This window comes from Pseudoalteromonas sp. SWYJ118 (assembly GCF_015864505.1).
Classification (GTDB): Bacteria; Pseudomonadota; Gammaproteobacteria; order Enterobacterales; family Alteromonadaceae; genus Pseudoalteromonas; species Pseudoalteromonas arctica.
In genome coordinates this window covers 54,785-80,117 of sequence record NZ_JADYXC010000021.1, presented here as the reverse complement: position 1 = coordinate 80,117, position 25,333 = coordinate 54,785, and the positions used below count along the sequence as shown (strand labels likewise).

Annotated in this window: 23 protein-coding genes and 2 pseudogenes; 9 read left to right on the top strand and 16 right to left on the bottom strand. The window is 38.8% G+C overall.

Annotated features, from left to right (window positions below; genetic code table 11):
• Window position 1: 1 nt before the first annotated feature.
• The 3 genes from rplX to I6F48_RS16980 all read right to left on the bottom strand — a co-directional run bounded on the left by rplX (window position 2) and on the right by I6F48_RS16980 (window position 2,939).
• Window positions 2-316 carry a 50S ribosomal protein L24 gene (rplX, locus tag I6F48_RS16990; protein WP_002959496.1) on the bottom strand — a complete coding sequence of 105 codons (315 nt, stop codon included), beginning with the start codon at window positions 314-316 and terminating at the stop codon, window positions 2-4.
• Window positions 317-326: 10 nt separating this feature from the next.
• Window positions 327-695, bottom strand: coding sequence for a 50S ribosomal protein L14 (rplN, locus tag I6F48_RS16985; RefSeq protein ID WP_002959498.1), 369 nt, complete (start codon window positions 693-695; stop codon window positions 327-329).
• A 273-nt stretch (window positions 696-968) separates the two neighbouring features.
• Window positions 969-2,939 carry an AsmA family protein gene (locus tag I6F48_RS16980; protein WP_197119903.1) on the bottom strand — a complete coding sequence of 657 codons (1,971 nt, stop codon included), beginning with the start codon at window positions 2,937-2,939 and terminating at the stop codon, window positions 969-971.
• Window positions 2,940-3,642: 703 nt separating this feature from the next.
• On the opposite strand from I6F48_RS16980, the gene I6F48_RS16975 reads away from it, so the two are divergent.
• From I6F48_RS16975 to I6F48_RS16955, 5 genes and pseudogenes are all read left to right on the top strand, one after another.
• Window positions 3,643-4,806, top strand: a complete 1,164-nt coding sequence (locus I6F48_RS16975; protein ID WP_197119902.1) for a hypothetical protein — start codon at window positions 3,643-3,645, stop codon at window positions 4,804-4,806.
• Between the two features lie 276 nt (window positions 4,807-5,082).
• Window positions 5,083-5,759, top strand: a pseudogene (locus I6F48_RS16970) (TorF family putative porin).
• A gap of 366 nt (window positions 5,760-6,125) precedes the next feature.
• Window positions 6,126-6,791, top strand: coding sequence for a hypothetical protein (locus tag I6F48_RS16965; RefSeq protein WP_165729095.1), 666 nt, complete (start codon window positions 6,126-6,128; stop codon window positions 6,789-6,791).
• Window positions 6,792-7,076: 285 nt separating this feature from the next.
• A pseudogene (locus I6F48_RS16960) lies at window positions 7,077-7,988 on the top strand (hypothetical protein); the annotation flags it as partial.
• 277 nt (window positions 7,989-8,265) lie between these two features.
• Window positions 8,266-8,952, top strand: a complete 687-nt coding sequence (locus tag I6F48_RS16955) for a TorF family putative porin (protein WP_024591363.1) — start codon at window positions 8,266-8,268, stop codon at window positions 8,950-8,952.
• 61 nt (window positions 8,953-9,013) lie between these two features.
• Here I6F48_RS16955 and I6F48_RS16950 read toward each other — a convergent pair whose 3' ends face one another.
• The 4 genes from I6F48_RS16950 to I6F48_RS16935 form a co-directional block, all read right to left on the bottom strand.
• Complete coding sequence (locus I6F48_RS16950) at window positions 9,014-9,337, bottom strand: Bor/Iss family lipoprotein (protein ID WP_197119901.1); 324 nt, start codon at window positions 9,335-9,337, stop codon at window positions 9,014-9,016.
• The gene (locus I6F48_RS16945) at window positions 9,334-9,645 is read right to left on the bottom strand and encodes a Bor family protein (RefSeq protein WP_197119900.1); all 312 of its coding nucleotides are present in this window, start codon (window positions 9,643-9,645) and stop codon (window positions 9,334-9,336) included. The genes I6F48_RS16950 and I6F48_RS16945 overlap by 4 nt, the downstream gene beginning before the upstream one ends.
• Before the next feature lie 179 nt (window positions 9,646-9,824).
• The gene (locus tag I6F48_RS16940) at window positions 9,825-13,403 is read right to left on the bottom strand and encodes an ABC transporter permease/M1 family aminopeptidase (RefSeq protein ID WP_197119899.1); all 3,579 of its coding nucleotides are present in this window, start codon (window positions 13,401-13,403) and stop codon (window positions 9,825-9,827) included.
• 9 nt (window positions 13,404-13,412) lie between these two features.
• Window positions 13,413-14,294 (bottom strand): ABC transporter ATP-binding protein, encoded by an 882-nt coding sequence (locus tag I6F48_RS16935; RefSeq protein ID WP_197119898.1) that lies wholly within the window; start codon window positions 14,292-14,294, stop codon window positions 13,413-13,415.
• 187 nt (window positions 14,295-14,481) lie between these two features.
• Here I6F48_RS16935 and I6F48_RS16930 point away from each other — a divergent pair, with 187 nt between their 5' ends.
• The gene (locus I6F48_RS16930) at window positions 14,482-15,159 is read left to right on the top strand and encodes a nitroreductase family protein (protein WP_197119897.1); all 678 of its coding nucleotides are present in this window, start codon (window positions 14,482-14,484) and stop codon (window positions 15,157-15,159) included.
• Here the strand turns inward: I6F48_RS16930 and I6F48_RS16925 are convergent.
• Window positions 15,152-15,460 carry an ArsR/SmtB family transcription factor gene (locus I6F48_RS16925; RefSeq protein WP_121955058.1) on the bottom strand — a complete coding sequence of 103 codons (309 nt, stop codon included), beginning with the start codon at window positions 15,458-15,460 and terminating at the stop codon, window positions 15,152-15,154. The two genes, I6F48_RS16930 and I6F48_RS16925, sit on opposite strands and share 8 nt — an antisense overlap.
• Window positions 15,461-15,745: 285 nt before the next feature.
• On the opposite strand from I6F48_RS16925, the gene I6F48_RS16920 reads away from it, so the two are divergent.
• Window positions 15,746-16,090, top strand: a complete 345-nt coding sequence (locus tag I6F48_RS16920) for a rhodanese-like domain-containing protein (RefSeq protein WP_024591370.1) — start codon at window positions 15,746-15,748, stop codon at window positions 16,088-16,090.
• A gap of 21 nt (window positions 16,091-16,111) precedes the next feature.
• Here the strand turns inward: I6F48_RS16920 and I6F48_RS16915 are convergent, their stop codons facing one another.
• The 4 genes from I6F48_RS16915 to I6F48_RS16900 form a co-directional block, all read right to left on the bottom strand.
• Window positions 16,112-16,507, bottom strand: a complete 396-nt coding sequence (locus I6F48_RS16915) for a DUF1801 domain-containing protein (protein WP_197119896.1) — start codon at window positions 16,505-16,507, stop codon at window positions 16,112-16,114.
• A gap of 45 nt (window positions 16,508-16,552) precedes the next feature.
• Window positions 16,553-17,098 carry a PH domain-containing protein gene (locus I6F48_RS16910; protein WP_197119895.1) on the bottom strand — a complete coding sequence of 182 codons (546 nt, stop codon included), beginning with the start codon at window positions 17,096-17,098 and terminating at the stop codon, window positions 16,553-16,555.
• A 66-nt stretch (window positions 17,099-17,164) separates the two neighbouring features.
• Entirely contained in the window at window positions 17,165-17,782 is a 618-nt protein-coding gene (locus I6F48_RS16905; protein WP_197119894.1) for a LysE family translocator, read from the bottom strand.
• A gap of 208 nt (window positions 17,783-17,990) precedes the next feature.
• Window positions 17,991-18,389, bottom strand: a complete 399-nt coding sequence (locus tag I6F48_RS16900; protein WP_197119893.1) for a DUF3224 domain-containing protein — start codon at window positions 18,387-18,389, stop codon at window positions 17,991-17,993.
• 88 nt (window positions 18,390-18,477) lie between these two features.
• Here I6F48_RS16900 and I6F48_RS16895 point away from each other — a divergent pair, with 88 nt between their 5' ends.
• Window positions 18,478-20,256 (top strand): ABC transporter transmembrane domain-containing protein, encoded by a 1,779-nt coding sequence (locus I6F48_RS16895; protein WP_197119892.1) that lies wholly within the window; start codon window positions 18,478-18,480, stop codon window positions 20,254-20,256.
• Between the two features lie 44 nt (window positions 20,257-20,300).
• On the opposite strand, the gene I6F48_RS16890 is transcribed toward I6F48_RS16895, so the two are convergent.
• Window positions 20,301-20,933 (bottom strand): OmpA family protein, encoded by a 633-nt coding sequence (locus I6F48_RS16890; RefSeq protein ID WP_007584604.1) that lies wholly within the window; start codon window positions 20,931-20,933, stop codon window positions 20,301-20,303.
• Window positions 20,934-21,123: 190 nt separating this feature from the next.
• On the opposite strand from I6F48_RS16890, the gene chrA reads away from it, so the two are divergent.
• A complete protein-coding gene (chrA, locus tag I6F48_RS16885) occupies window positions 21,124-22,278 on the top strand; it encodes a chromate efflux transporter (protein ID WP_010554934.1) in 1,155 nt (384 codons plus the stop codon).
• On the opposite strand, the gene I6F48_RS16880 is transcribed toward chrA, so the two are convergent.
• From I6F48_RS16880 to I6F48_RS16870, 3 genes are read right to left on the bottom strand one after another with little or no spacing between them, the layout of a single operon-like run.
• Window positions 22,235-23,494: a mechanosensitive ion channel family protein gene (locus tag I6F48_RS16880; RefSeq protein WP_024594278.1), complete on the bottom strand. Its 1,260-nt coding sequence runs from the start codon at window positions 23,492-23,494 to the stop codon at window positions 22,235-22,237. The genes chrA and I6F48_RS16880 overlap by 44 nt on opposite strands.
• Window positions 23,491-24,411, bottom strand: a complete 921-nt coding sequence (locus tag I6F48_RS16875; protein ID WP_197119891.1) for an acetyltransferase — start codon at window positions 24,409-24,411, stop codon at window positions 23,491-23,493. Before I6F48_RS16875 ends, I6F48_RS16880 begins: the two co-directional genes overlap by 4 nt.
• Before the next feature lie 25 nt (window positions 24,412-24,436).
• On the bottom strand, window positions 24,437-25,315 hold the full coding sequence (locus I6F48_RS16870) for an acyltransferase (RefSeq protein ID WP_197119905.1): 879 nt from the start codon (window positions 25,313-25,315) through the stop codon (window positions 24,437-24,439).
• Window positions 25,316-25,333: the final 18 nt, after the last annotated feature.

Genomic DNA, 25,333 nt, shown 5'->3' with positions numbered 1-25,333 from the left:
ATTAGATAGTTTTACCAGTAGATTTAAAGATACGTAATTTCTTACCATCTTCAATCTTGAAACCTACACGATCAGCTTTACTCGTTTCCGAGTTGAAGATCGCAACGTTTGATGCATCCATAGATGCTTCTTTCTCAACAATGCCGCCAGCTTGGTTCAATTGTGGAACCGGCTTTTGGTGTTTCTTGATCAAGTTTATGCCTTCGACAAAGATTCGACCAGATTCAGTAACAACTGAAAGCACTTTTCCGCGCTTACCTTTGTCTTTACCTGCTAGTACGATTACTTCGTCATCACGACGTATTTTTGCTGCCATGATTGGCTCCTTACAGTACTTCTGGGGCTAGTGAAACGATTTTCATGAACTTATCATTACGAAGTTCGCGAGTCACAGGGCCGAAAATACGTGTACCAATTGGCTGCAAGTTATCATTTAAGATAACAGCCGCGTTGCTGTCAAAACGGATCAAAGAACCATCTGGACGGCGAACACCTTTTCTGGTACGCACAACTACCGCGTTTTTAACATCACCTTTCTTCACTTTACCGCGAGGAATAGCTTCTTTTACAGAAACTTTAATGATGTCGCCAATCGCTGCGTAGCGACGGTGTGAACCACCAAGGACTTTTATACACTGCACTTTGCGAGCGCCGCTGTTATCAGCAACTTCCAGCTGAGTTTGCATTTGGATCATGTTAATGACCTCCGGTGTAGTAATTACAACGTGTCTAAAATTCGTTTAAAAATCAGACATTTCGATTAAATCCCAATCAAAAAACAAACGAGTTGTCTCTTAAGGGCGGGCAATTGTACCAGCATTGAGGGGGTAGTGATAGGTTATTTTTTAATTAATTTAGAGCGTATGGTTATTAAAGTTGAGTAATTACGGCTATGTAGCTATTTTACAGGTGGTTACAAAACAAACAAGGCACTATATAAGTGCCTTGTTTGTTTTAACTATAGATGATTAACCGAATAAACCTTTTAATTTATCTTTAATCTTATCCTTTGCTTTGTCTTTGGCTTTTTCTTTTGCCTCATCAACCTTCTGCTTAGCTTCATCTTTAAGCGCATTGCCTACATCAAGCTTTATACCAACATCGTGGAAAGGCCCTTTTATACGTAGTGGTATTTTAAAACCAGTGCTGTCATCAGTGGTTCCCTGTCCTTCGATTGATCCAACTATGCCTGTAACCAAACGGTAATTAACTGTTGTTTGTGGTAAATCAACATCGCCTTCACCTGATATTCTAACGAGTGGGCTAATAAGTGATAAATCAGTATTTTTACCAACACCATTAGTAAAGTTAAAACTTCCAGTCAGTGCAGAGAAATCTGTTTGCTCTGATTCTTCAAACCCAGTATCCAGCCCTTCAGACGCAGCACCAAAGTTTCCTGAAATGAGTTCCTTACCTTTACGAACCATCTCAGCTATATTCGCACCTTTTACGGCTCCATCAGCAAACTCAAATCCAAGTTTTCCGTTAAGCGCACCAATAAACGACTTTTGACTTTGGCCAGTTGTGTTTAGGTTCCAATTTAAAGACCCCTTACCCATTAGCTTGTCAAAACCTGCCGCATCAGTTAATAAAGGCTGTGCATCTATACCAGCTAAGTCAAAGTTAGTTGATATTTTATAAGGTACTTGTTGTGCGTTTACATTGATAACGCCTTTACCTGACCCTTCATAAGCAGAAAAGCTATCTAGGCTTAGTTTTGCAATGCTATTTTTTAAAGCAACAGTAAATTGATTTGCGCCCAACTTAATATCGTTAGCTTTTAATCCACTTGAACGAATAACTACATTCGCATCTAGTGAATTTAACGCACTTAGATCAATTTTAGTGTCATCCCATACTATTGGCTCCGCAGGCTTATCATTTTGCTCTACTGGCTCTTCTTGTTTTGCTACTGCTTCAGGCAGGTACGGGTTTAAATCAAGCATACCTAAATCAATATCAGCATTTACAGCTAAACGCTTACCTAGGTTAAGCTCGCTCTTACCTTTTATTTCCAATGCGTCTAACGTCGCAACTAAATCTTCTAAATTAAATTTCTCACCTGCTAGGTGCATTTTACCGTTTACACTAAATGCGTTAAAAGCATTGTCTTTAGCGTTTAACTCTACACCTTGCCATTTTGCAATACTTTTAACAGACTCACCGCTTAGTGATAACTGACCTTTAATATCTTGTCCTTGCCCAGCGATGCTCCCTTCGAACGTTAGATCAACTAAACGAGAATCTAAGGCTTGTTTAACATTAAAAGTAGCACCTTCAATTGCTTTAGCAGGAGTATCTAATTTTATATCAAGCTCAAAACGCTCCTGCATATAAGTAATACCCCCTTTTACTTCTAATGTTTTACGAAGTGATGGAAGTAAAATAGCGAGTTCTAAATCACTAATTTGTTGTTTAGCACCTGTTTGGCCATCTAGGTAAGTAAATGTACCGCCATAAATAGCAACCTCACCTAATTCAATATCAAAGTTATCTGGAAGCTTTATCGCTTCACCTGATTGGCTTTGCTCTTTAGGTTGCTCTGCAACTGCATCAAACAACTGCCAATTAGCTTTACCATTTTTGTCGGTTTCTAATAGAATATTTGGTTCGTTTATAACAAACTTATCTAATTTAAACTCACCACCAAATAATGAAAACCAAGGTATGTGTACAGCAAGCTGTTTCATACTCGCCATATCGGCGCGCGAACCTGATTCCATGTTTGCAAAATGCACGTCGTTAAGTTCTAACTTTAATGCAGGGAATACGCTAAGTGTTTTATCACCTTTAATAGTAAGAGTACGCCCAGTTGTTTGTTCTACCTGCTGCGACACTTTATTAAAAATAGTATCAGTAGGGATTAAAAACGGTGCGGCGGCAATGAGTGCTATACATAGTAAAAGTATTACACCTACAATTTTAAGTAAGGTTTTCATGATCGTCCTTTCAAACGTGCAAATAATGTTCTTATCATAGCGAGTGTTAGCCTTAAAATCATTGTAGTTATGATAAAAAAGCACTTTATTGAATTTTACAGTCTCTGTATGAATCGCTCCTGAAACATTTTAATACCTCTAGGTTGCATTGAAGACTCTATAAATAAAGACTTAAATACCGCTGATACAATTATTTATTAAGTACGTGGTCTTCGCTTTATTATGCTGTTCTAGTTTTTGACACTTTTGCTTCTGATATACCACTCTTAATAATAGCTACATTTAATATGGCTATTATATTTTAGGCTCATGGGCTTTCGTTTATTAGGCAATAGCAGAATTTAAGAACAAAATACGCGAAACCAAATAGCAACATTTTTGTAAATTTGCCAGATTGTCGCAATAAGAGCTCGCTGATACGATTAACTTTTCGAGCAAAACAATAAGTACAGTAGAAATATTACGGCTTACGCCGTCGTTCATAGTTGCCCTAAAAACAACTCAACATTTTAGTTGAGAGTCTCTTTGTACTAAATGAAAATGATTAATACATGTTAAAGCGTTAGTCTCATTTTATTAGCAAAAATACCGATTTAGTCATTTCAATTACAACGGATGAAGGACAGCGCTGTTGTTATTAGCGTAATTGCGCTAAAATAGACCAGCAAAAAAATATATATCTAAACCGGAGATTCTACAAGGCATGAAAAAACTGCTAATTTCACCGTCAAAAATGACGCTAGGCGAACAAGAAAACCAAATCTATCAGAACATTCTGAAGCAATCTTCAGAGTTAAGCCTTAACCTTATGGCCGTGAAAGTAGAAAACCACCCTGATGATTTTTTACCTTGGTGTTACGAATTGCTAAATGCTAGCAGAGATCGTATGAACTACGATTTACTAGAGCCACAGCAATTGCCTGTACTTAAAAAGCTACACGACCAGCTTATTTCAGCTATCAGCTTTTTACAGGTTAAAACTTTACGTATTGCTCCTTGGCCTGTTGTAAGTGTATTTGTAGAACAACACAAAGACGTTATTGCACTTGATGAACAGCTTCGTTTAGTAGACTACATTAAAAGCATTCGTGAACAGTCTCTTAAAGATATGATCCCTGAAGATTTACTTGCGTTTAGCGGTAAGCACATGGCATCACTTGATCCAAGCACATACAACTTTGACGTTGAATGGTTTGCATCTACAAAGAGTGCAAAGAGCTTCCATCAAATGCTTGGTGATTTACCAGGTGCTTTTGACGACGCACTAGTAAATATTCCGCTTGAAGGTGATATTACTCAATATGAGTATCAACAATTTGTTGCTGCTTATTCAAAAATATTCACCGACAACAACGAAAAACCAACACTTGCGCCTGCAACTCGTTTGCTTGCAATGCGTCGCCCTGATTTATTTACTCCGATTACAAATAATCGATTAGATGCTTTATGTGGTGCCCTTGGTGTTTCTAAACTTAAAAATAGTGATTTTGAGCGTTACTGGCAAGATATCGTAAAAGGTATTCAAGCTATGTCATGGTACAAAATGGCTAAACCGAGTAATGAGTTAGAAGAACAATTAGTTGCTATTAAAGCGCTAATCCCATGTTTCTTTCACTATGCTGATGCTAAAACACCAGATAACTCTAACTACATTAAACTGCTAAGCAAGCCTAAGCGTACTACAACTAAAACAGGTAAAACTCAACGTAGAGGTAAAGAGTCTGCAGAAATTTTAGTAGACCGCGCACTTGCCGCTGACGATATCCCTGAACATATTCGCAGTAAACGTGATTCAATTGTAAGTGAAGTTCAAAAAGGTCGCAGTGTAAACGAAACAATTAGCCTTATGCGCACTATTTTTGGCTAAAAAACCTTTCCTAGCTGTACTTTAATAGTACAGCTAGGTTAGTTTATGCACCAGCAGCGTGCGACAGAAAATCAAAAAACTTCCTTCCAAAAACATAATTTCATCATAAGCAATTGTTTTAATAGCATTAGTTTTACTTGAAAATAATTAAAACGAGACTGGCACATACAGTGCTATTACCTTCCCAGTTAAATAATAAAAATGCATCCAGTTAAAAGGTCAAAGCAATACATAATAAAACCTTGGTATGCAAAAGTCATATAGCGGGAGTGAAACATGCTAAAACTACAAAAAACAATACTCTTCGGTGCACTGGCGTTTGCAGGCATAACATCAACAACGACATTTGCAGAGGTAACTGCAAATGCAGCAGCAACCTCCAACCACTTATGGCGTGTCAAGAGCAAACAGGAGGCGACGCTACTATTTCGGGTGGAATTGATTACGCTAACGAGTCCGGCTTTTATGCCGGTACATGGGCATCAAATGCATCGTGGGCAGATGAAATGACCTACGAGCTCGACTTATATGCAGGCTTTAGTGGCGCAATCAATGAAAGCGTTAGCTATGATGTTGGTTATATTTACTATGCCTACCCTGATGCTGCTTCAGAAGCTGACGCAGATTTCTCTGAGGTTTACGGGAGTATCAGTGTAGAAGGTTTCACTTTTGGTGCTTCGGTATTAGCAACTTCAGCTGCTAGTGGTGATGGTTCCGACTTTGGTGATTCACTTTATTTAACAACAGACTATGGATTCGCTATTGGTAGTAATGGAACTGAAATAGCGCTGCATTTGGGGCATTACTCAGGCGGCTTTATTGGTGATGACAACATCATCGATTACGGCGTTTCAATCTCTAAGGATGGCTTTACTTTTGGCTTATCTGATAATGATATCGATGACTCAGATTTAAAAGCTTACGTTGTCGACTCTGCAGACTTTAGCCTATAAAAAAATGTGTTACTTGCTGCAACACTAAGGGCCGCAAGGCCCTTTCTCATATTTAAACCACCTAGAAAATAGTTATTTACAAAAAAAACAATAAGGTAACATTAAAGTTCGAAATCACGATTAAGGATTATTATGAATTTATCAAAAAAATTACAGTTATTTTAGCGTTTTTTTTAATCACAATGAGTACATTTACCTATGCAACAATGACATGCCGTTGCACCTCAGGTAGCATGACGGTTGTTCATGGTGAGGGTGGTACAGTTAGCTATTCGTGCTCTGGTGGTGGTCAAGTTTCTTGTATGATACGATTGGAATAAGCATCATTTAGAAAGGCGTATGCCTTTCTCTTCTAAGGATAGTAAAATGAAATACATATTTTTAATTGCACTTGTTTTTGTCGCCATTCTTGGTATTGGTATTTTAAACACTGGGCAGCCTTCAGATCCTCCGCTAACCCACATACAACCAACTGATGAAGCCATTCTTAGTAATGAAAAAGCTAAGCCTCCAATTGAGCCAAACACCCTATTAAGTAAAGCCTCTGAACCATCTGTCAAACAGCACAAAGTTGTAGAGCAAAAAGTGGCAGCGATATCTAAATTGCCTATTTCAAGCCCTAACGCTTTCTCTGAAGAATTTGTTTCAACTGAGGGTGGAAAAGAATTTGTTTCAACAAAAGCATTGGACGACGTATTTAAAAATGATACTTCAATATTACTGCAGCGTATGTCTAATATTGAATACTCTGAAATAGCACAAATACGTAAAGATAAGCTAAACGATTTTATTCTAAATGAATTAAAAGACGTCACTATTTTACAGCAAGATCTAGAGTGTGCAGGGAAGGTTTGCGCACTAGAACTTACTTATACACAAAGTAGTAATCAAGCATCTATTGAGGCTCTTTCAAGTTTTTCTAAAAACTATTCTTTTCAGCAATTTACTGAAACCGAAAGTGGTGATAAAAAATTAAAAGCATTATATATTGAAACTGAAGACCCTAGCCTATTAACTCTTTTAAATAACTAATTCACGCTGACAAGTATAATACTTAAAGCTATTTTCAGTCCTATATTAGAGTCTAGTTTTCCTGCTATAAAGCAGTAAAGCTAGACCCCATAAGTATATTAAGTCACGAATAACCGGCATCAATCACTGCCCACTTTTAAAAATACCAAAGAATAGCTCACGTCCACTATTTTATGGTATCAAGCTGGGTTCATTTGTTTTATAACAATCTCTGCAGCTTTAAGGCTAAATAATATTTAAGTATGCGCCGTTTGCCATGCTGAGTGAATTCTCATTACAGGGCAAGCGATTAGCTTTTTACAGGCTAAAGCTTTACGTATTGCTCCTTGGCCTGTTGTAAGTGTATTTGTAGAACAACACAAAGACGTTATTGCACTTGATGAACAGCTTCGCTTAGTAGACTACATTAAAAGCATTCGTGAACAATCTCTTAAAGATATGATCCCTGAAGACTTACTTGCGTTTAGCGGTAAGCACATGGCATCACTTGATCCAAGCACATACAACTTTGACGTTGAATGGTTTGCATCTACAAAGAGTGCAAAGAGCTTCCATCAAATGCTTGGTGATTTACCAGGTGCTTTTGATGATGCACTAGTGAATATTCCACTTGAAGGTGATATTACTCAATATGAGTATCAACAATTTGTTGCTGCTTATTCAAAAATATTCACCGACAACAACGAAAAACCAACACTTGCGCCTGCAACACGACTGCTTGCAATGCGTCGCCCTGATTTATTTACTCCGATTACAAATAATCGATTAGATGCTTTATGTGGTGCCCTTGGTGTTTCTAAACTTAAAAATAGTGATTTTGAGCGTTACTGGCAAGATATCGTAAAAGGTATTCAAGCTATGTCATGGTACAAAATGGCTAAACCTAGTAATGAGTTAGAAGAACAATTAGTTGCTATTAAAGCGCTAATCCCATGTTTCTTTCACTATGCTGATGCTAAAACACCAGATAACTCTAACTACATTAAACTGCTAACCAAGCCTAAACGTACTACAACTACAACAGGTAAAACTCAGCGTAGAGGTAAAGAGTCTGCAGAAATTTTAGTAGACCGTGCTCTTGCTGCTGACGATATTCCTGAACACATTCGCAGTAAACGTGATTCAATTGTGAGTGAAGTACAAAAAGGTCGCAGCGTAAACGAAACAATTAGCCTTATGCGCACTATATTCGGCTAAAACCTTCTAATTTAGCCGTACTTTTATGGTGCGGCTAGGTTAATTTATGCACCAGCAATGTGCGCAACATCTTCCTTCATGTTATATCCCCATCCTATTCATAAAATTCAAGCTCATGTTTTTAATAAATAAAAAATAATTTTTAATAAAAAATAATGAAGCTGGCACATACAGTGCAATTATCCCGTTAGTTAAACAATAAAAAGCCGTCAGCCTAAAGGTTCCGATTACATAATAAAAACCTTGGCGAGCAAAAATCATATAACGGGAAATGGACATGCTAAAACTAAAAAAAACCATCGCTATAAGTGCTATAGCATTAATGGGCGCAACATCTTTAACATCTACAGCTGTGCATGCTGAAGTAACTGCTAATGCAGCGGCAACATCAAACTACTTATGGCGCGGTCAAGAGCAAACTGGGGGCGATGCAGCTATTTCAGGCGGTATTGATTACGCCAATGAATCGGGCTTTTATGCAGGTACTTGGGCTTCAAATGCATCGTGGGCAGATGAAATGACCTATGAGCTTGATTTATACGCAGGCTTTGGTGGCGACATTAACGAAAGCGTTAGCTACGATGTTGGCTATATTTATTACGCTTACCCAGATGCCGCTTCTGAGGCTGACGCAGATTTCTCTGAAATTTACGGTAGCATCAGTGTTGAAGGCTTTACCTTTGGTGCTTCAGTACTTGCAACATCAGCTGCAAGTGGTGATGGTACAGACTTTGGTGATTCACTTTACTTAACTGCAGATTATGGTTTTGCTGTTGGTAGTAACGGTACTGAAATGGCGCTTCACCTAGGTCATTACTCAGGTGACTTTATTGGTGATGACAATATTCTAGATTACGGTGTATCTATTTCGAAAGACGGTTTTACTTTTGGTTTATCTGATACAGATATGGATGATTCAGATATTAAAGCTTACGTTGCTTATTCTGTAGACTTTAATTTATAAGAAAGAATGTGTTACTTGCTGCAACACGAAGGGCCTTTTGGCCCTTTTCTCGTTCATAAAGTTATTTAAATGGTACCTTATTACATTGTACTTCCACTGTTTTAGGGTACCAAGCTGGTCCAATTTGATTTACAACTACCTCAGCTAAACCATTAGTAAACGATTTATACGTATGAACGCTTTGCCATTCACCTTGTGGGCAATGTGTTGTTAAATCTAACGGCTCTGATCCCTCGTACAACGCAAGTGCAAAATTATGATGCCACTGTGAGCTTTTTAGCGTTTTATTGCTTACTTTGCTTTGTGCTCCGTTATCAAAGTAAATATTTGTACATCCCGTTAATATAATAAATGTACAACTGGCCACAAGTAGCTTGATACTCATAATGTTTCCCCTATTACTTGCTCTTGGCACCACACTTTAATGGTATGAGGCGAGTATATTCCAAGCGTAATTAAACTCAGCGCTCCATCACCAAAGGTTTGCTGTGACTGCATTTGAGTAACGGATGTACTTAAACAAATTTGTTTTACATCTACGCGTTGCTCGCCTACCAATCCCCAAAAGTAAAATGAGCGACTATCTTCGTAATTAGCTTGGCTCGTTATTTTTGCTGTTGCCTGTGGCTGAATGGTTACCGCAGAACAAGCACTCAGGCTTAATGCTATCGCCCCTATAATTAATGGTTTCATACTCTTTCTTATAAACTAAATACCAGTAAGGTAACTTTATAAGAGAACATAAAATATTAGCGTAAAAAGCTGTGGGGAATATGTAGAAACGCTATGAAGTTTTATACAGTTTATTACACATAAAGGCCGCATAAAGGCGGCCTTTAAATTAGTCAGTTTAAGTGGTTAGTAGATAGACCTTAAAATTTAGCTAGGTTATTTTTACTATCCTTATCGACTAGCTTAATGTAAGGATCGACCCCCGCAAATAATGGCTTTTCTTTTACTTTAAGCTCAATCGTATTAATACCTGATACTATTTGGTGCTTTTGAGAGTAAATAACAAAATCTTCAGCTAGTAGGTTTTCAGGGTCATCGCTAAACAACGCAATATCAATTAGCTCATCGAGCGGCTGTTCAGTTTCTTCACCTTGGCCATCCGCACGCTGTTTAACGGCTTCTACGCTAAGTGTTACAGTATAAAAACCTTCGCTATCAACGCTATCTGTAACTGACACCTCTTTCATCTCAAGCTCATACAGTGTTATGTATTTAAACTGATCGTCAATAAAGCTTTGTTCGGCTTGTGTTGCGTCTTGTTTTAAATAGCTAAGTAAATCAAGTGTTGTTGGGTATGGTGTTGATTGGTACTGAAACTCATTTAAAAATGCTTTGAGTGCATCATTTAAACGTTTTTCACCTAAACGATCATAAATCGCCATCATTACCACAGATCCTTTATTGTAATGAAGATATTGTTGAGACTGCGTTTTATATAGTGGCATTTCTTCAAAGGCTTCCCCTGTACGCCCTATTAAGTACCTATCAAGCTCATATTTTAAAAACTTACGTAGCTTCTCTGCGCCAAAGCGTTTTTCGAGCACCATAAGCGCACTGTACTGTGAAAGCGTTTCTGACATAACTGCGCTCCCCTCAACATTCGCTCCCGACACTTGATGCCCCCACCATTGGTGCGCTACTTCATGTGCGGTAACATAGTAAGGGTAGTCAACTTTACTCTCATCTCTTAAGTCTGTAATAAACCCCATGCTTTCTGAGTAAGGGACTGTATTGGCAAAACTTTGTGCAAACGAGCGATACTTAGGAAATTCAATAATACGTAGCTGTTTATGCTGATACGGCCCAAATGCTTGTGTAAAGTAATCTATCGAGTCTTGTACCGACTCAATCATACGGTCGACATTCCATGCATGGTTTTTGTGGTAATACACCTCAATATTTACCCCATTATGCTCAACCTTTTTACTTTCAAGTTCAGCCGAAAGCACCGCATAAAAGTTTAAAATAGGCGCATCCATTTCATAAACAAAGGTGCGGCGCCCGTCTTTTACACTTTCACTTTGTAAATACCCTGGGGTAATCGCAAATTGCGACTCGTCGGTTGTTACCGTTGCCTTAAAGTTAATAAACCCATTAGCTGCACCAAAATCACTTTGTGTATAGTACTGACTGTCTTCTAGCTTATGGGCACGTTCAAGTTCTGGTAAATCATGCTTGCGGCGCTCAAATTTATCAGCTACCTGTAAACCACGGTTATAACCAAAGCTAGGAAGGAGTTCCAAGTTATTAATAAAAGTGCCATTGGCAACCAATTGTGTATCAGAGTCTTTATCGGTAAAGGCTGTATGTTCGCGAGTAACCGACAGTTGCCCTTCTCTTATTTCGTTTGGCATAAGCGGCTGCTCAAATTCAAACCATGCTGAATAAAACGCTGGTAATTTTTCAACTATCTTACCGCCTGCCATGGCTACATCCCAACTTTTAGCGTGTTGAGGTGAGTTGATCAATACTCGCGTAATTGGCTTGTTAGAGGTATTGGTAAATTTAATTTTTGCCACAGCACTTAAAGCACGCTTTTTTGGAAAAATATCAACAGTTAAGTCAACATCGGTCACCATAGGTAGCGCTAAGTCTTTGTATTGTGCAAACTGCTGTTCATAACTTATTTGCTTGTCTTGAAACTCATCGCTCGTAGTAAACTCATTCAAAACTCGCGTGTTGTTATAAATATTGTAGCCTGCACCAACAAACACTAATGCACTAATAACCGCAACCGCTTGCCCTTTTAACGACATATTATAACGAAGCATAGACAGGCGTGTGCGCAGCGTTTGTGAAGGACCACGATGCCATAACGCAAACCCAACAATCGCTAAAACAAGGCTTAACGCGCCCCAATATAATGTGTACCAATGCGCAGCTTGTAAGAAGTGCCCATAACCATTTATATCAGAATACGGTACGCTACTGCTTTGCGAAAAATGATACATATGATGCTCAAACCCATAAGAATCCATTACTGTTTGCACTATGTAGTACAAAATAAACAAACCCATTCCTACATATTTATTCGGGCTAATAATCTGCAAAAAGAAGGCAAGTACCGTCAGCATAATCAACGGTAAAATCGATAAATAAACAATCCTAAATAAATACTGTCCTAGCTCTAAATTAAATTGACCTTTAAATAACTGAACTGTAATTGTGAGTATCATTCCCACGAGGAACAACCCAGAAACAGCGGCGATTAAAGCCAGTATTTTTGACACCCAAAAAACACTGTTATGTACAGGAAAGCTGTCAATAATATCGCCCATGCCACTTTGTCGCTCTCGCCACACAAGCTCAGCACTATAAAAAGCGATAATAACAAACAAAAATAAACCAGAAATACCGCTAATAATATTGACCATATTCTGAGTTAAAGGCCAGTTAGTAGTGCCATAAGCACCAATAGGCGCAAACAGAGGGATCATAAGCGTTACAATGCTTACACCCGCTAAAATCATAAAAGGAGCACTAAATATAACTTGTTTAAGTTCGAATATACTGCGCATTATTAGCTGAGATTTAGTACTAATCCCCGCTGATTTATAATTTTTAGCACTATTGATAAGTGCAGCTTGTTTATTTTGTACAAAAGCAGAGACTTTAAATTGCTTCTTCTGTTTTTTAGTTACTATGCGGTTGCTTAGCTTTCCAAGGCCAAAAAACATTGCAACACTGATTGCCACCCACAATATACGGTTAACTAAAAGGTCACCTGTGAGCGTTAGCACTTCTGTGTTTTTATCATTTACAGTCCAATAACGTGTTAAATCAATTAACGAACCTGAGCCAAATGGGTCGGCGTAAACAACAATATTTCTAAATGCTAAATCATCAAAGTAAACGCCGGCAATTTGATAGGCTATAAAAATCACAACAGCTGCTACATACACCGACATCATGGTTTTAAAATAGACCGCTACACTATTAAAAATAGCCGAAAGCACAAGTAAACTTGGCACTGCTAAATAAAGATAAGGCGCAGCGTAGTACATTAGCTTATTAGGACCAATCAATTCGCCATCGAGCCAGCCAACTAATAAACCAAATTGCGACCCTAAAAACACACCCAATGGCACGCTTAAAAACACAATAAGTACAACTAAGTAAGAACCAAAAAAACGCCCTGCTTGATAAGGCACAGGATTAACAGGCTTACTAAATACCAGCTCATCCATTTTGCTTTCACTGTTGCGAATAGCAGAGCTGGCAACAAAGTTAACCACTAAAAACATAGCGAGTGTACAAAATGTAACGGTTAAAAGCATAATCGAGAACGGCGAGTTCATATGAACATTCGCCCCACCTAGCGGAAACTTACTACTGGAGCTTATAAAAAACGCCATAAAAAAGAAGATTAATGAGGTCACATAAAACGAAGGTTGGCGCATAAAATAGCGCAGCTCAAACGCAAGCATATTAAAAAACATAACGCCTCCTTATGCTACTTCGCTGTTACGATGATTAAGCAGTGTAGAAAAGTACACATCTTCTAAATTTGCATTACTTGCTTCAAACCCTTGTGGAGCCTGCTCTGCTATTACATGTAAAATTGTTTTCCCTGCAAATAAGCGCTTAGAAATAACCGGTAATTGCGGCTCAAGTTCTTGCGCTTCTTCTTGGCTCATGGCTTTGCGCCAAATTTGTCCTTGGAGCTTATCGGTAAGCGTTATTGGGTTACCTTCCAGTAAAATCTTACCGCCAGCCAACACCGCCATATTTGGGCAAAGCTCTGCAACATCTTCAACAATATGGGTCGATAATATAACTACTTTTTGCTCGCCTAAGCTTACTAATAAGTTATGGAAACGATTACGCTCTTCAGGATCTAGCCCCGCTGTTGGCTCATCAACGATTAGTAAATCAGGGTCGCCTAGTAAGGCTTGTGCAATACCAAAACGCTGGCGCATACCGCCCGAAAAGCCACTTACCGCTTTTGAGCGATGTTGATATAAATTAGTGTGCGCAAGTAACCCTTCAACCGACTCTTTACGCTGTGCTTTATTATGAATACCCTTTAAAACAGCCATATGGTCCAGTAAGTCGTAAGCACTAACACGCGGGTACACACCAAAATCTTGTGGTAAGTAACCTAAGCGTTGGCGCAGTGCCTGTGGGTCTTTAAATACATCAATGCCATCAAAAGTAATTGAACCTGAATCAGCCGACTGTAGTGTTGCAATGGTACGCATAAGCGATGATTTACCTGCGCCATTTGGCCCAAGCAATCCAAACATCCCTTTACCGATAGATAAATCAACACCTTGTAGTGCATGTACGCCGTTATCGTAGGTTTTAGATAACCCAGTTATTGATAGCATTTTTACTTCCTTGAATATGAGTAATTATTTTTATGATGTTTTATACCACAAGAAAAACAGGAACATAAGTTACTTACTGGTTAAATTTGTAACAACAAATAAACATAATTTAAACTCATAACACTTGCCTACGCTTTATTCACTCGGTATAAAAACCACATATACTTTTTATAAGAAGCGAAAAGCCATGCAAGATCACCAAAGTCAGCCATTAAACGACTTTATAGAATACCCACACGACGAAATGCTAAATCGCGCTAACGAGTTTTTAACCACTAGCCAACGCCGCCATAGCATTCGCAGCTTTAGCGATCGCCCAGTACCAAAAAATATTATTGAAGCATGTATAAAAGCAGCAGGCACAGCACCCAGTGGAGCGAATCATCAGCCTTGGCATTTTGTGGCTATAAACAGCAGTGATGTAAAAAAACAAATAAGAGAAGCCGCCGAAAAGCTAGAACGATCTTTTTACGAAGGCAGAGCAGGTGAAGAATGGTTAGATGCGCTAAAACCGTTAGGTACCGACGCCAATAAACCTTATTTAGAGCATGCACCTTGGCTTATTGCTGTATTTAGTCAAAAAAAGGGCGGCGTAAGCACTGATGATAAAAATACGAATTATTATGTGCATGAGTCTGTTGGCTTAGCTACCGGCTTTTTAATTCAGGCTTTGCACCGTTCAGGTTTGGCAACCCTTACTCATACTCCAAAACCAATGAGCTTTTTAACCGACATATGTGGTCGCGATAGAGATAACGAACGCCCATACATGCTACTTATTGCAGGCTACCCAAGTGATGATGCAACAATACCGGCTCATGCACTGGATAAAAAATCACTCGATGAAATAGCTACGTTTATTTAGTATCTTCTTGTCGGCAAAACCACTCATATAGCAAAGCAATGATCGACTCAACTTTTGGATCGGTCAATGAGTAATAAATAGTGTGCCCTTCTCTGCGAGTAGCAACCATATCTGCCTTGCGTAAACTTGCTAAATGCTGAGATAACGCTGACTGTGCTAAAGGTACATTTTTATTTAGCTCACCTACACTTTGCTCACCTTGTAATAAACTACATAAAATCATTAAGCGATTTTTGTTAGCCATTAATTTTAAAAACTGTTCGGCTTGCTCTGCGTTGACAGCTAGTTGTTCAATATTCATTTTATTATTTCTCTTTTTGATACCTTTTTAAGTATAGACTTTTACATTAGTAAGTTCTAATATAATTAACATTAGGTTTTACTAATATTAAGGTGGCCATGAAACTAGCGATGCCATTTTATTAATCGGCGGAAGTGCTGTAGCAGTATCCGCACTATTAAGTTACTTTATATAAAGTAACTTTCAGTTTTTAACGTTATTTATAAGTATTAACTCAATTCAACCTACTTATACCAAGTAGCACCTATTAATGTCTTTTTTAAGAAAAAGAGGATTTACAAACTAATGCTTACATCAATCCCTGACTTACTAAAAATTATCACACCTAACCAACGCCGTATTGACGCAGCGCAAGCAAAACTCGAGCTTGAACAAAATAAAGGTTTACTTATTGATGTGCGAGAACCTGCAGAGCACGCGACAAAATCGGCTGCCGGCGCTATAAATATTCCGCGTGGATTGCTCGAGATGAAACTAATGGAAATAGAAAAAGACGCAGCTCGCCCTATTTACGTGCACTGCGCAAGTGGTGCACGCGCAACGTTGGGAGCAGAAGCATTAACGCGTGTGGGTTATGAAAACGTGACTGTTATTACCTGTGACGCAAACCAAATATGTAGCGTATTTTAAGTATCTACTAAGTACTTATAATTATGCACCTAACAAAGGTAGGTGTTTAACGCTGTGATAAGTCAGTGCTAATTTAATACACTCTTTAACTGGGTGTTCTGGTAATGGCTTTTCACTATTTAACACTATTGCTCTATTTCCTTCAAAGGTAAGATTATGAGAGTACAACTCTCTAAATGTGCTTACTAGCTTTGATTGGCAAAGAAAAAACAAATAACACGATGAGCCCTTAAAGCCTACGCGAATGGGGCTACCATTTATTGTGTTATAACTTGGCTCTCCCCACTTTAAAGACTCTTCAACAGCTCCTAAGTTTTGCTCTTGTGCTACGGTATAAATTAGCTCTCGTAATTGTATAAGCGTACTTTTAGCTGCCTCAGGATGATTATTAAATATATTTTTTATATCCGTATTCATAAAAACATCCTTATAAGCAAGATATTGGCTGTATTTAAAAATAAGTTACTTTTGCTGCCTTTCATCAAGTAAAACAAGTAGCATCTGCTCAATATTTTTAACACTATAAGTAAGTGCTCTCAGTAGCTCTTTCTCACTTTGCTCTGTTGCCTGCTGCGACGTTTTACATTGATTAGCCAATACATCTTTTTGCTCAAGTATCGCCTCTCTAAACTCACTCGCATTAACCACACCAAGCAAAGACACTAAAGCACCATTTCCTGACTGCCCAGCTGTTTCAAAGCTTAAACGATATAATCCAAAAATTCGCATGAGCGGCCCTTGGCTTAATCCTACATCGGTTATTTTTTCAAGCGGAATAGATTTTTCTTCTTTAAATAATATGCCACGTTTAACTACCAATTTTTGTGGTAATAAGTCAGCCGACATAGCTGCGAGTATTCGCCCGCCCACCAGCCATACGATAAGTAAAATGATAGGTATAAGCGGTATAGTAACAAGAGCCAACATTGCAAATAGCGAGGTAGTAACCATCCAATATTGTTTTACCTTGTAATCGAATGAAGCACTTTTTAAAATATGTTTTGTCATTGTTTTAATCCTTTATCTATATAACTACAAATACACTCTGCAAACTTCAATAATCTCTACTCAATCTTACAAACTAATAACGACTTTTATAGCAAGAGCAATAAACACAACCCCCAGTATTTTATCAAGCCATGGGTTCTGCTTAGTAAAACCAAAGCGATTTTTTGAAACCTCAGTAAGTACTGCAACTAGTAAATACCAACCTGTATCAATTACAAACACGGTTAAGCACATAATAATGCCAATGCTTAAAGTGAGATTTTGCGGGTCAATAAACTGTGAGAACAAGGCTAAAAAGAAAATAGCGAGCTTGGGGTTCAAAAAGGCAATGGCAAAGCCATCTTGTAATGCTTTAACTGCACTTATCTCACTTTTTTGTACTTGCAGTTCGTCATTATTGGGTTTTGCTAATAGTATTTTTAAACCTAAATAAGCTAAATACCCAGCGCCTAAATATACAAGTACTTGGTATACCGTTGGAAACTGAGCCATCAATGTCCCCAAACCAAGTAACGAAGCTGCCGCATAAAGCCCAACACCCATGCCATGGCTAAGTGCAGCAAGCATACCGTTTTTCATTCCGCCATTCATTGTATGCTTTAGTACAACTGCAAGGCTTGGGCCTGGCGACATTGCACCCATCATGCATACAACTACTAAACTAAACCATGCTGCTAATGTCATTTTTGTCCTTATAGTTCATCGTTTTCTATTAATAATATATAGGCCGTTATTTGGCCTTGAAAAGCAGTCGCGGTATTTATACTTATTACTTTCCAACCTTCTTGATTTAAGTGGTATATGCGCTCATTCAAAGCATCTACATCAATGCCGTTACTAAAAAACCACGCCTTTTAAATTCTACTATTTTTTGCATTGTTTGTTATCCATTTTATAAGCGGTAGTCAAAGTCGTAATAGTGAATGCCCTGCTCAATGCGTATTTTCATACTGCCAGTTAACCCTTTTAGCTCATAGGTGCCTGAATCAGGAATAACATTTAAAATAAGACTGTCTTGTCCTTTATCCATAGTGCCAAAGTGTTGCAGTACAAAACTGCCCTGCTTACCTTCAAGCTCACCTATCACTTGCTCTATTGCCACGTAACCCGCACTGCCTTGGGTTGGCGTCATTGCGCTAAGCATCTCGCCTTGGCTTGTAGCATTTAAGTCACCTTTAAATGTTTTATCAATCGACATACGTCCTAAGTTAATACCTTGCTGCCCATTGGCGTAACCTTCAATTAGCGCTAAAGCCACTGTAAATTCACCACTTATTATTTTTGTTGTCATAACAATTCCTTATTGATGATATTTAATACTATTGATTTTTAATCCGATGATGCCATATCTATACCTTAACCTTTAAAAAGAATCCACTATGTCAAAAAACACCTCTGCATCCGAAAAAGCCGCTTTTAGCAGCTTATTACCTGTTTTTGCTTTTATTAAACCGTATAAATGGATGGTAGTAGCGGCGCTTGCTGCACTATTAGTTACTGCGGGTGTTAACTTATCATTAGGGCAAGGTGTTAAATTTGTTATTGATCATGGATTTATTGCAGGCTCCAAAGAGCAATTGCAACAAGCTGTACTGGTACTCATTGGCTTAATCAGCTTATTAGCAATAGGCACCTTTAGCCGTTTTTATTTAATGTCGTGGATTGGCGAACGAGTCAGTAACGATATTCGAAAAGCCGTGTTTAATCGCATTGTTACCTTGCACCCTAGCTACTTTGAAGAAAACCGCAGTGGCGAGCTTATGTCGCGTTTAACCACCGACACCACACTACTGCAATCAATTATTGGCTCATCATTTTCTATGGCGCTGCGCAGTGTACTTATGTTGATTGGTGGACTCGCTATGCTGCTGTTTACTAATTTAAAACTTACTTTAGTGGTTGTAGCCTGTGTACCGCTGGTACTTGTTCCTATGATGATATTTGGTCGCAAGGTACGCAAACTAGCAAGCTCTAGCCAAGATGCCATTGCCGACATAAGTACCTATGCCGGAGAAATCATACAAAATATTAAAGTAGTGCAAAGTTATAGCCATGAAGAACAAGAACAACATGCCTTTGCACTTGAGACCGAGAAAGCCTTTAACGTGGCTAAAAAACGTATTAAGCAACGTTCATTTTTAATAGCCGTGGTGATTTTTTTAACCTTTAGTGCTATTAGCGCTATGTTATGGGTAGGTGGTAACGACGTACTTGCAGGCACCATGAGCGGCGGCGAGTTAGGTGCATTTGTATTTTACGCTATTATGGTGGCAATGTCGGTGGCAACCGTTGCTGAAGTATATGGCGAACTACAACGTGCAGCTGGTGCTGCGGCAAGGTTACTTGAGTTACTTGCTGTTAAAAGTGAGATAGAAAACCCGCTAGATCCACAAGACGATAGCTTACTGCAAAACATTAACAGCCCTGCTATTACACTTGAAAATATAAGCTTTAACTATCCTTCTCGTCCAGACGTGAGTGCGCTTAATAAAATAAGCCTAAATATAAATCAAGGCCAAACCGTGGCAATTGTTGGCCCTTCTGGCGCAGGTAAAACAACGTTATTTGAATTACTACAACGCTTTTACGATCCGGCTAGCGGAGCTATTAAGTTTAAAGATGTAAACATTAAAGATTTATCGCTTAATACTCTGCGTAATAAAATGGGCATGGTAGCGCAAAACCCTATTTTATTTAGCTCCGACGTAATGCATAACATCCGCTACGGCAACCCAAGTGCAACCGATGAGCAAGTATATGCCGCAGCAAAGTATGCGCATGCCGATGAATTTATCAAACAGTTACCGCAAGGTTATAACAGCTTTTTAGGTGAGCAGGGTGTGAGGTTATCGGGTGGGCAAAAGCAGCGTATTGTGCTTGCACGTGCCATATTAAAAGACCCTGAAATACTTCTTCTGGATGAAGCCACCAGCGCGCTGGATGCGCAAAGCGAACACCATGTACAAGCTGCACTTGAGCATTTAATGCAAAACAGAACAACGTTAATTATTGCCCATAGGCTGGCAACGGTAAAACATGCAGATGTAATTGTAGTAATGGAAAATGGGGAAATCATAGCAACGGGTACTCACCAAGAGTTGTTAGCAAGTAACCCGTTGTATCAAAAACTGTGTGAATTACAGTTTAATAAGGATTAGGGTCTGTTGACCTTTCAAGGTTAAATTTGCAAGGTTCAAGAACCCTAACCTTCGGTATTTGGCACTATCTGAATTTCTACGCGACGGTTTTGAGCGCGGCCATTTGCACTATCATTAGTTGCAATTGGGCGTGTTTCGCCATAGCCCATAGTGCTAACACGTGTAGCCATAATTTGTTGGTTCACTAAGTAGTCTTTCACACTTTGTGCGCGTTCACGCGATAGGTTCATGTTGAAGCTATCTTTACCCGTACTGTCAGTATGCCCTTGCACACTAAGGTAGGTTTTTTCGTACTTGTTCATTACTTTAGCAATCGCATCTAACGTATCGTTAAAGCCTGATGAAATATAAGACTGAGCAGTCGCAAACGTAATGTTTGATGGCATTACTAAACGTAAGTTATCACCTTCACGCACTACTTCAACACCTGAACCCGCTAACTCATCACGAAATGCTTCTTCTTGCTTATCCATGTAGTCGCCAACAGCAGCGCCCGCCAGTGCACCAATAGCTGCACCAATAAAAATACGTTTATCTTTATGATTACCCGTAGCCTTACCTAATACACCTCCGGCTGCGGCGCCTATAGCGGCTCCTTTACCTGTGTTATTCATTTCACAACCAGAAAGTAATACAGCTACTACGGTTACGCTTAAAAGTGATTTAGTTAAAGTCATGGTGATACCCTATTCATTAAGAATTTAGCAAGAGTATGCAAATATAGGTATGAACAAACTATGAAGAGAGTGTTAAAAGCAACGCATCTTGCTTGATTGTTAAACAGACCTCAAACTAATGTGCCATTTTAATAAAAATGTCATACTACGCTGTGACAATTTAATGAATTTTACAAAGGATATTGGCGCAATGTTAATTGCTATTTTTAGACAGTTTTTTTTACTAGGGTGTATGAGCTTTGGCGGCCCTGCTGCGCATTTAGGTTATTTTAAACGCCACTTTGTAGACTCGTTAAATTGGTTAACTAACACGCGTTACGCACAACTTATTAGTTTAAGCCAAGCACTGCCTGGGCCAGGCTCTAGCCAAGTTAGTTTCGCTATTGGTGTTGAGCGTGCTGGAGTACTGGGTGGTATAGCTGCTTTTGTAGGTTTTACTCTGCCTTCGTTTTTAATAATGGTGCTACTTGCGGTTAGTGCTCATCAGTTTGACGCTGTTTACTTTGCTATTATTGCAGGCTTAAAGTTATTTGCCGTTGTTATAGTTGCTGATGCAACACTTAGTATGGCTAAAAGCTTTTGTACAAGTGCTGCGCTTAAGTTACTTGCTGTAATGAGTACACTTGCTTTGGTGTTATTTCCAATGATGGGAACTCAAATCGCTATTTTAATAACCGCTGCAACAATAGGTGCTATATGGCCTTTATTAAAACTGGGTACAGCCACAGAAAATGTTAGCAGTACAAAAAGTAATATTAATTGGATTGCACTGGGATTATTTGCGCTCTTACTTGGTGTTAGCTTTATTCCACTAGGACATGAGTTTGCTTTGTTTGCCCCTTTTTACCAGGCAGGTGCAATGGTGTTCGGCGGCGGACACGTAGTACTGCCGGTACTTCAAGCTGGCGTACCAGCATTGAGTGATGATCAGTTTTTAAGTGCTTACGCGAGTGCACAAGCAGTGCCTGGGCCTATGTTTACTATTGCTACTTACTTAGGCGCACAACTTACTACAGAACAACCTTTAGTGGGTGCTCTTATAGCTACACTGCTTATATTTATGCCTGGTTTTTTACTTATACTCGCATTCCAAAAGAGCTGGATTAACTTGGCAAGTAAGCCACGTTTTGCAAGCTCAATAGCGGCGCTTAATGCCGCGGTAGTAGGTTTTTTAGCGGCTGCACTGTATTCGCCAATTTGGACATCAGCGGTGCATAACCTTTGGCAAGTTGCGTTAGTAATAATTACATTTGCATGGCTGCGATTTAAAAAGCCACCTATTTGGTGGCTCTTAGCTTTATTTATTGCTGTGGGTCTTTTACAGCACTATTTGCCATCACTCTAAATGTTGGCTTATCTGTTTGTTGCTCGTTAGGTGGGCTTAATTGCCCACTTACACTTTGATACGCTCTAAGCCCAAACACGGGTAATACCGCAAGTAAATGGTCCATTATTTCGGCTTGTAAATGCTCGTACGAAATCCAGCGTTTGTCTTCACTAAAGCAATAAAACTCAATAGGTAAACCATGGTTTAGTGGTTGTAGCTCTCGTACCATTAACGTAAGCGACGTATTAATTTTACTGTGCTGTTTTAAATAGCCTTCAGCATAGCGACGAAATAACCCTAAATTAGAAACCTGAGCAGGTAATGTCGTCACTCGAATATAGTCGTGCAGCGGAATAGCCGCATCAATTTGTTTTCTAAACTCATCACCCACTAAACAAATACTGTGCATATCAATATTGAGTGAACGTTTAATACGTCTACCGCCCGACTCTTGCATGCCGCGCCAGTTTTTAAATGAACCCGCTACCAGCATATAAGTTGGAATAGTTGTTATGGTGTTATCCCAGTTACGTACCTTTACAGTGTTTAAACCCAAATCAATTACTTCGCCATCGGCGCCGTAATTTTCTACTTGAATCCAATCACCATAGGTTACTAGGCGATTTGCTGCTATTTGAATACTGGCTACAAAGCCTAAAATAGTGTCTTTAAATACTAATAACGTAACGGCAGCAATAGCACCAAAGCCAGAGAGAATATAAGTAGGTGACTTCTCAAGAAAAATGCTCACAATTAAAATTGCACACACAATAAAGGTTATTAGCTTAACAACCTGAATTAAGCCCTGAATAGGGACTTCGCGTGCAAACTCTAACTGGTTATAAATAGTACCCGCAATGCTCACAATACTACTAAAAATAAAACCAGCATAAATAATAAGCAAAGCTTGTCCTATCGTTTTTAGTATTTCTCCTGCAATTTCATTAACTGGGTATACGCTATCAAACGTAGCTAAAAACAATACGCAGCACAGCATTCCGGCAATACGTTTATTTAGCTTATTAAGCATAGGAGAAAGCGCCCCAATTCGCTCAGGAGAAAGCCTCGTCACTATTTTTTGAATGCCAGGTAACATTAATCTACGAGTAAATAAGTAAACAATTAATAAAGAGAATATTCCTATTGAGACTGCGGTAATTGAGCTAAGAAAATCCGCGTCGGGTACTTTTTCAAACCAAGGAGCAATTAATTCCTGAAGATGGGTGTTGGTCATAGTGTTTCAATTTCCTTACTGATTTGTGGTTCAGGTAAATCTTGTTGAGCATAAATGTCGGCAAGCTGCTGATCTTTAGCAACCCATAGCTCATTCACATAATGTTGAAAATTAACTTTAAATACGTCATCGCTTTGATAGCTGCCCTGCATATTGTCATTAATGGGCGTTACGTCTATTGAAACATAAATAGAATCTAGCTCACCTTTTAGCAAGTTACGACAAACGTGATCTGTCTTACCGCTGTATACTAAACTTGTATTAAGCATGGCATCAAATTGATCGGCTAATACTTCAAGCGCAAAAGCAATGCCACCCGCTTTGGGCTTTAATAAATGCTTAAAAGGACTTTGTTGCAGATTATGTTTGGCTGGCGTATAGCGTGTACCTTCAACAAAATTAATGATGGTAGTAGGATGATGACGAAAATTACGACAGCTACGCTTCGTGCGCTCTACATCCAACCCTTTCAACTTTGGATTTTTAGCAAGCTGCGCTTTGCTTACCCGTTTCATAAACGGCATACCCATAGCCCACGCACCAGTGCCAATAAAAGGCATGTACTTTAACCCGTCTTTTAAAAAGAACTTAGGGGCAGGCAATGCATGTAATGAGCTAAGTACAGTTATATCTAACCAACTCGCGTGGTTACAAATAAGTAAATACCAACTTTTTGAGTTTAAGTCGCCACTTATATCAACCACAATGTTAGGGCAACCTAACCAAAGCCCTAAACGGTTGCCGTTACACCAACCTCGGTAAGCGCTGTGTGATATAGAGTTAACCACAGGCAAAGGCAGTAATAACTTAATAAGGCCCAGTACAAATACTAGCGAGCCAAAAAGTATCATGTTAGAAAACAATACGCAGCCTACAATTAAGCCGTTAAGCCAATTTGGTAACCACTTTTTTAGCATAACTGTAAGCTCATATTTTTACCTTTTACTTATGGGTTTTTTCGAGCGATTGTAGTGTTTGCTCTTTGTTTTCCCATAAGCGGTTTAACTCGCTTTGAAAGCGAACTCTAAATTCAGAATCACCGGTGTAGTCACCAATAAGCTCTTCGCTTACCGGCCTTACTTCCACGTGTACGTTGATATTTTTTACCTTACCACCAGCAAAATCCATAAAAGTAGGAATACCATCTGGGTACTGAATGGTAACGTTAACCACTTTAGTAATTTGCTCGCCCATTGCTTGCATTACAAAAGCAATACCGCCCGCTTTTGGTTTTAATAAATGTGGGAACGGGCTATTTTGGCGCTCATGCTTTTGCGTAGTAAAACGAGTGCCTTCTACAAAGTTAACCACACTTACTGGCATCTCTTTAAATTTTTCGCAGGCTTTACGTGTGGTTTCTAAATCTTTGCCACGCAGCTTTGGATTCTTTTTTAATTGGCTTTTACTCGTGCGAGTCATAAACGGAAAATCAAGCGCCCACCAACATAAACCTAAAATAGGCACGTAAATAAGCTCTTTTTTCAAAAAGAAGTTTAAAAATGGAATTTTACGATTAAACACGCGCTGTAATACTAAAATATCGACCCAGCTTTGGTGATTTGCAATTACTAGGTACCAATCTTTTAATTTAAGGTCTTCAAGGCCAGTTACATTAAGTTTAGTTGGCGTGAATAACGCTTGATTTAAGCTATTAAAGGTAACCCAAATAGTTGCAAATTGCTTAGCTGCCCAGCTCATAAGCTTTTGTAGAGGCTTAATAGGGATAAGCTTTATAAGCCCACAAAAAAAAATAGGCACAAACCAAAAAAGTGTGTTTATTGTGTAAAAAATAATACTAAATACACTGCGAATAACTGACATTACTTCCATTCCTTTAAA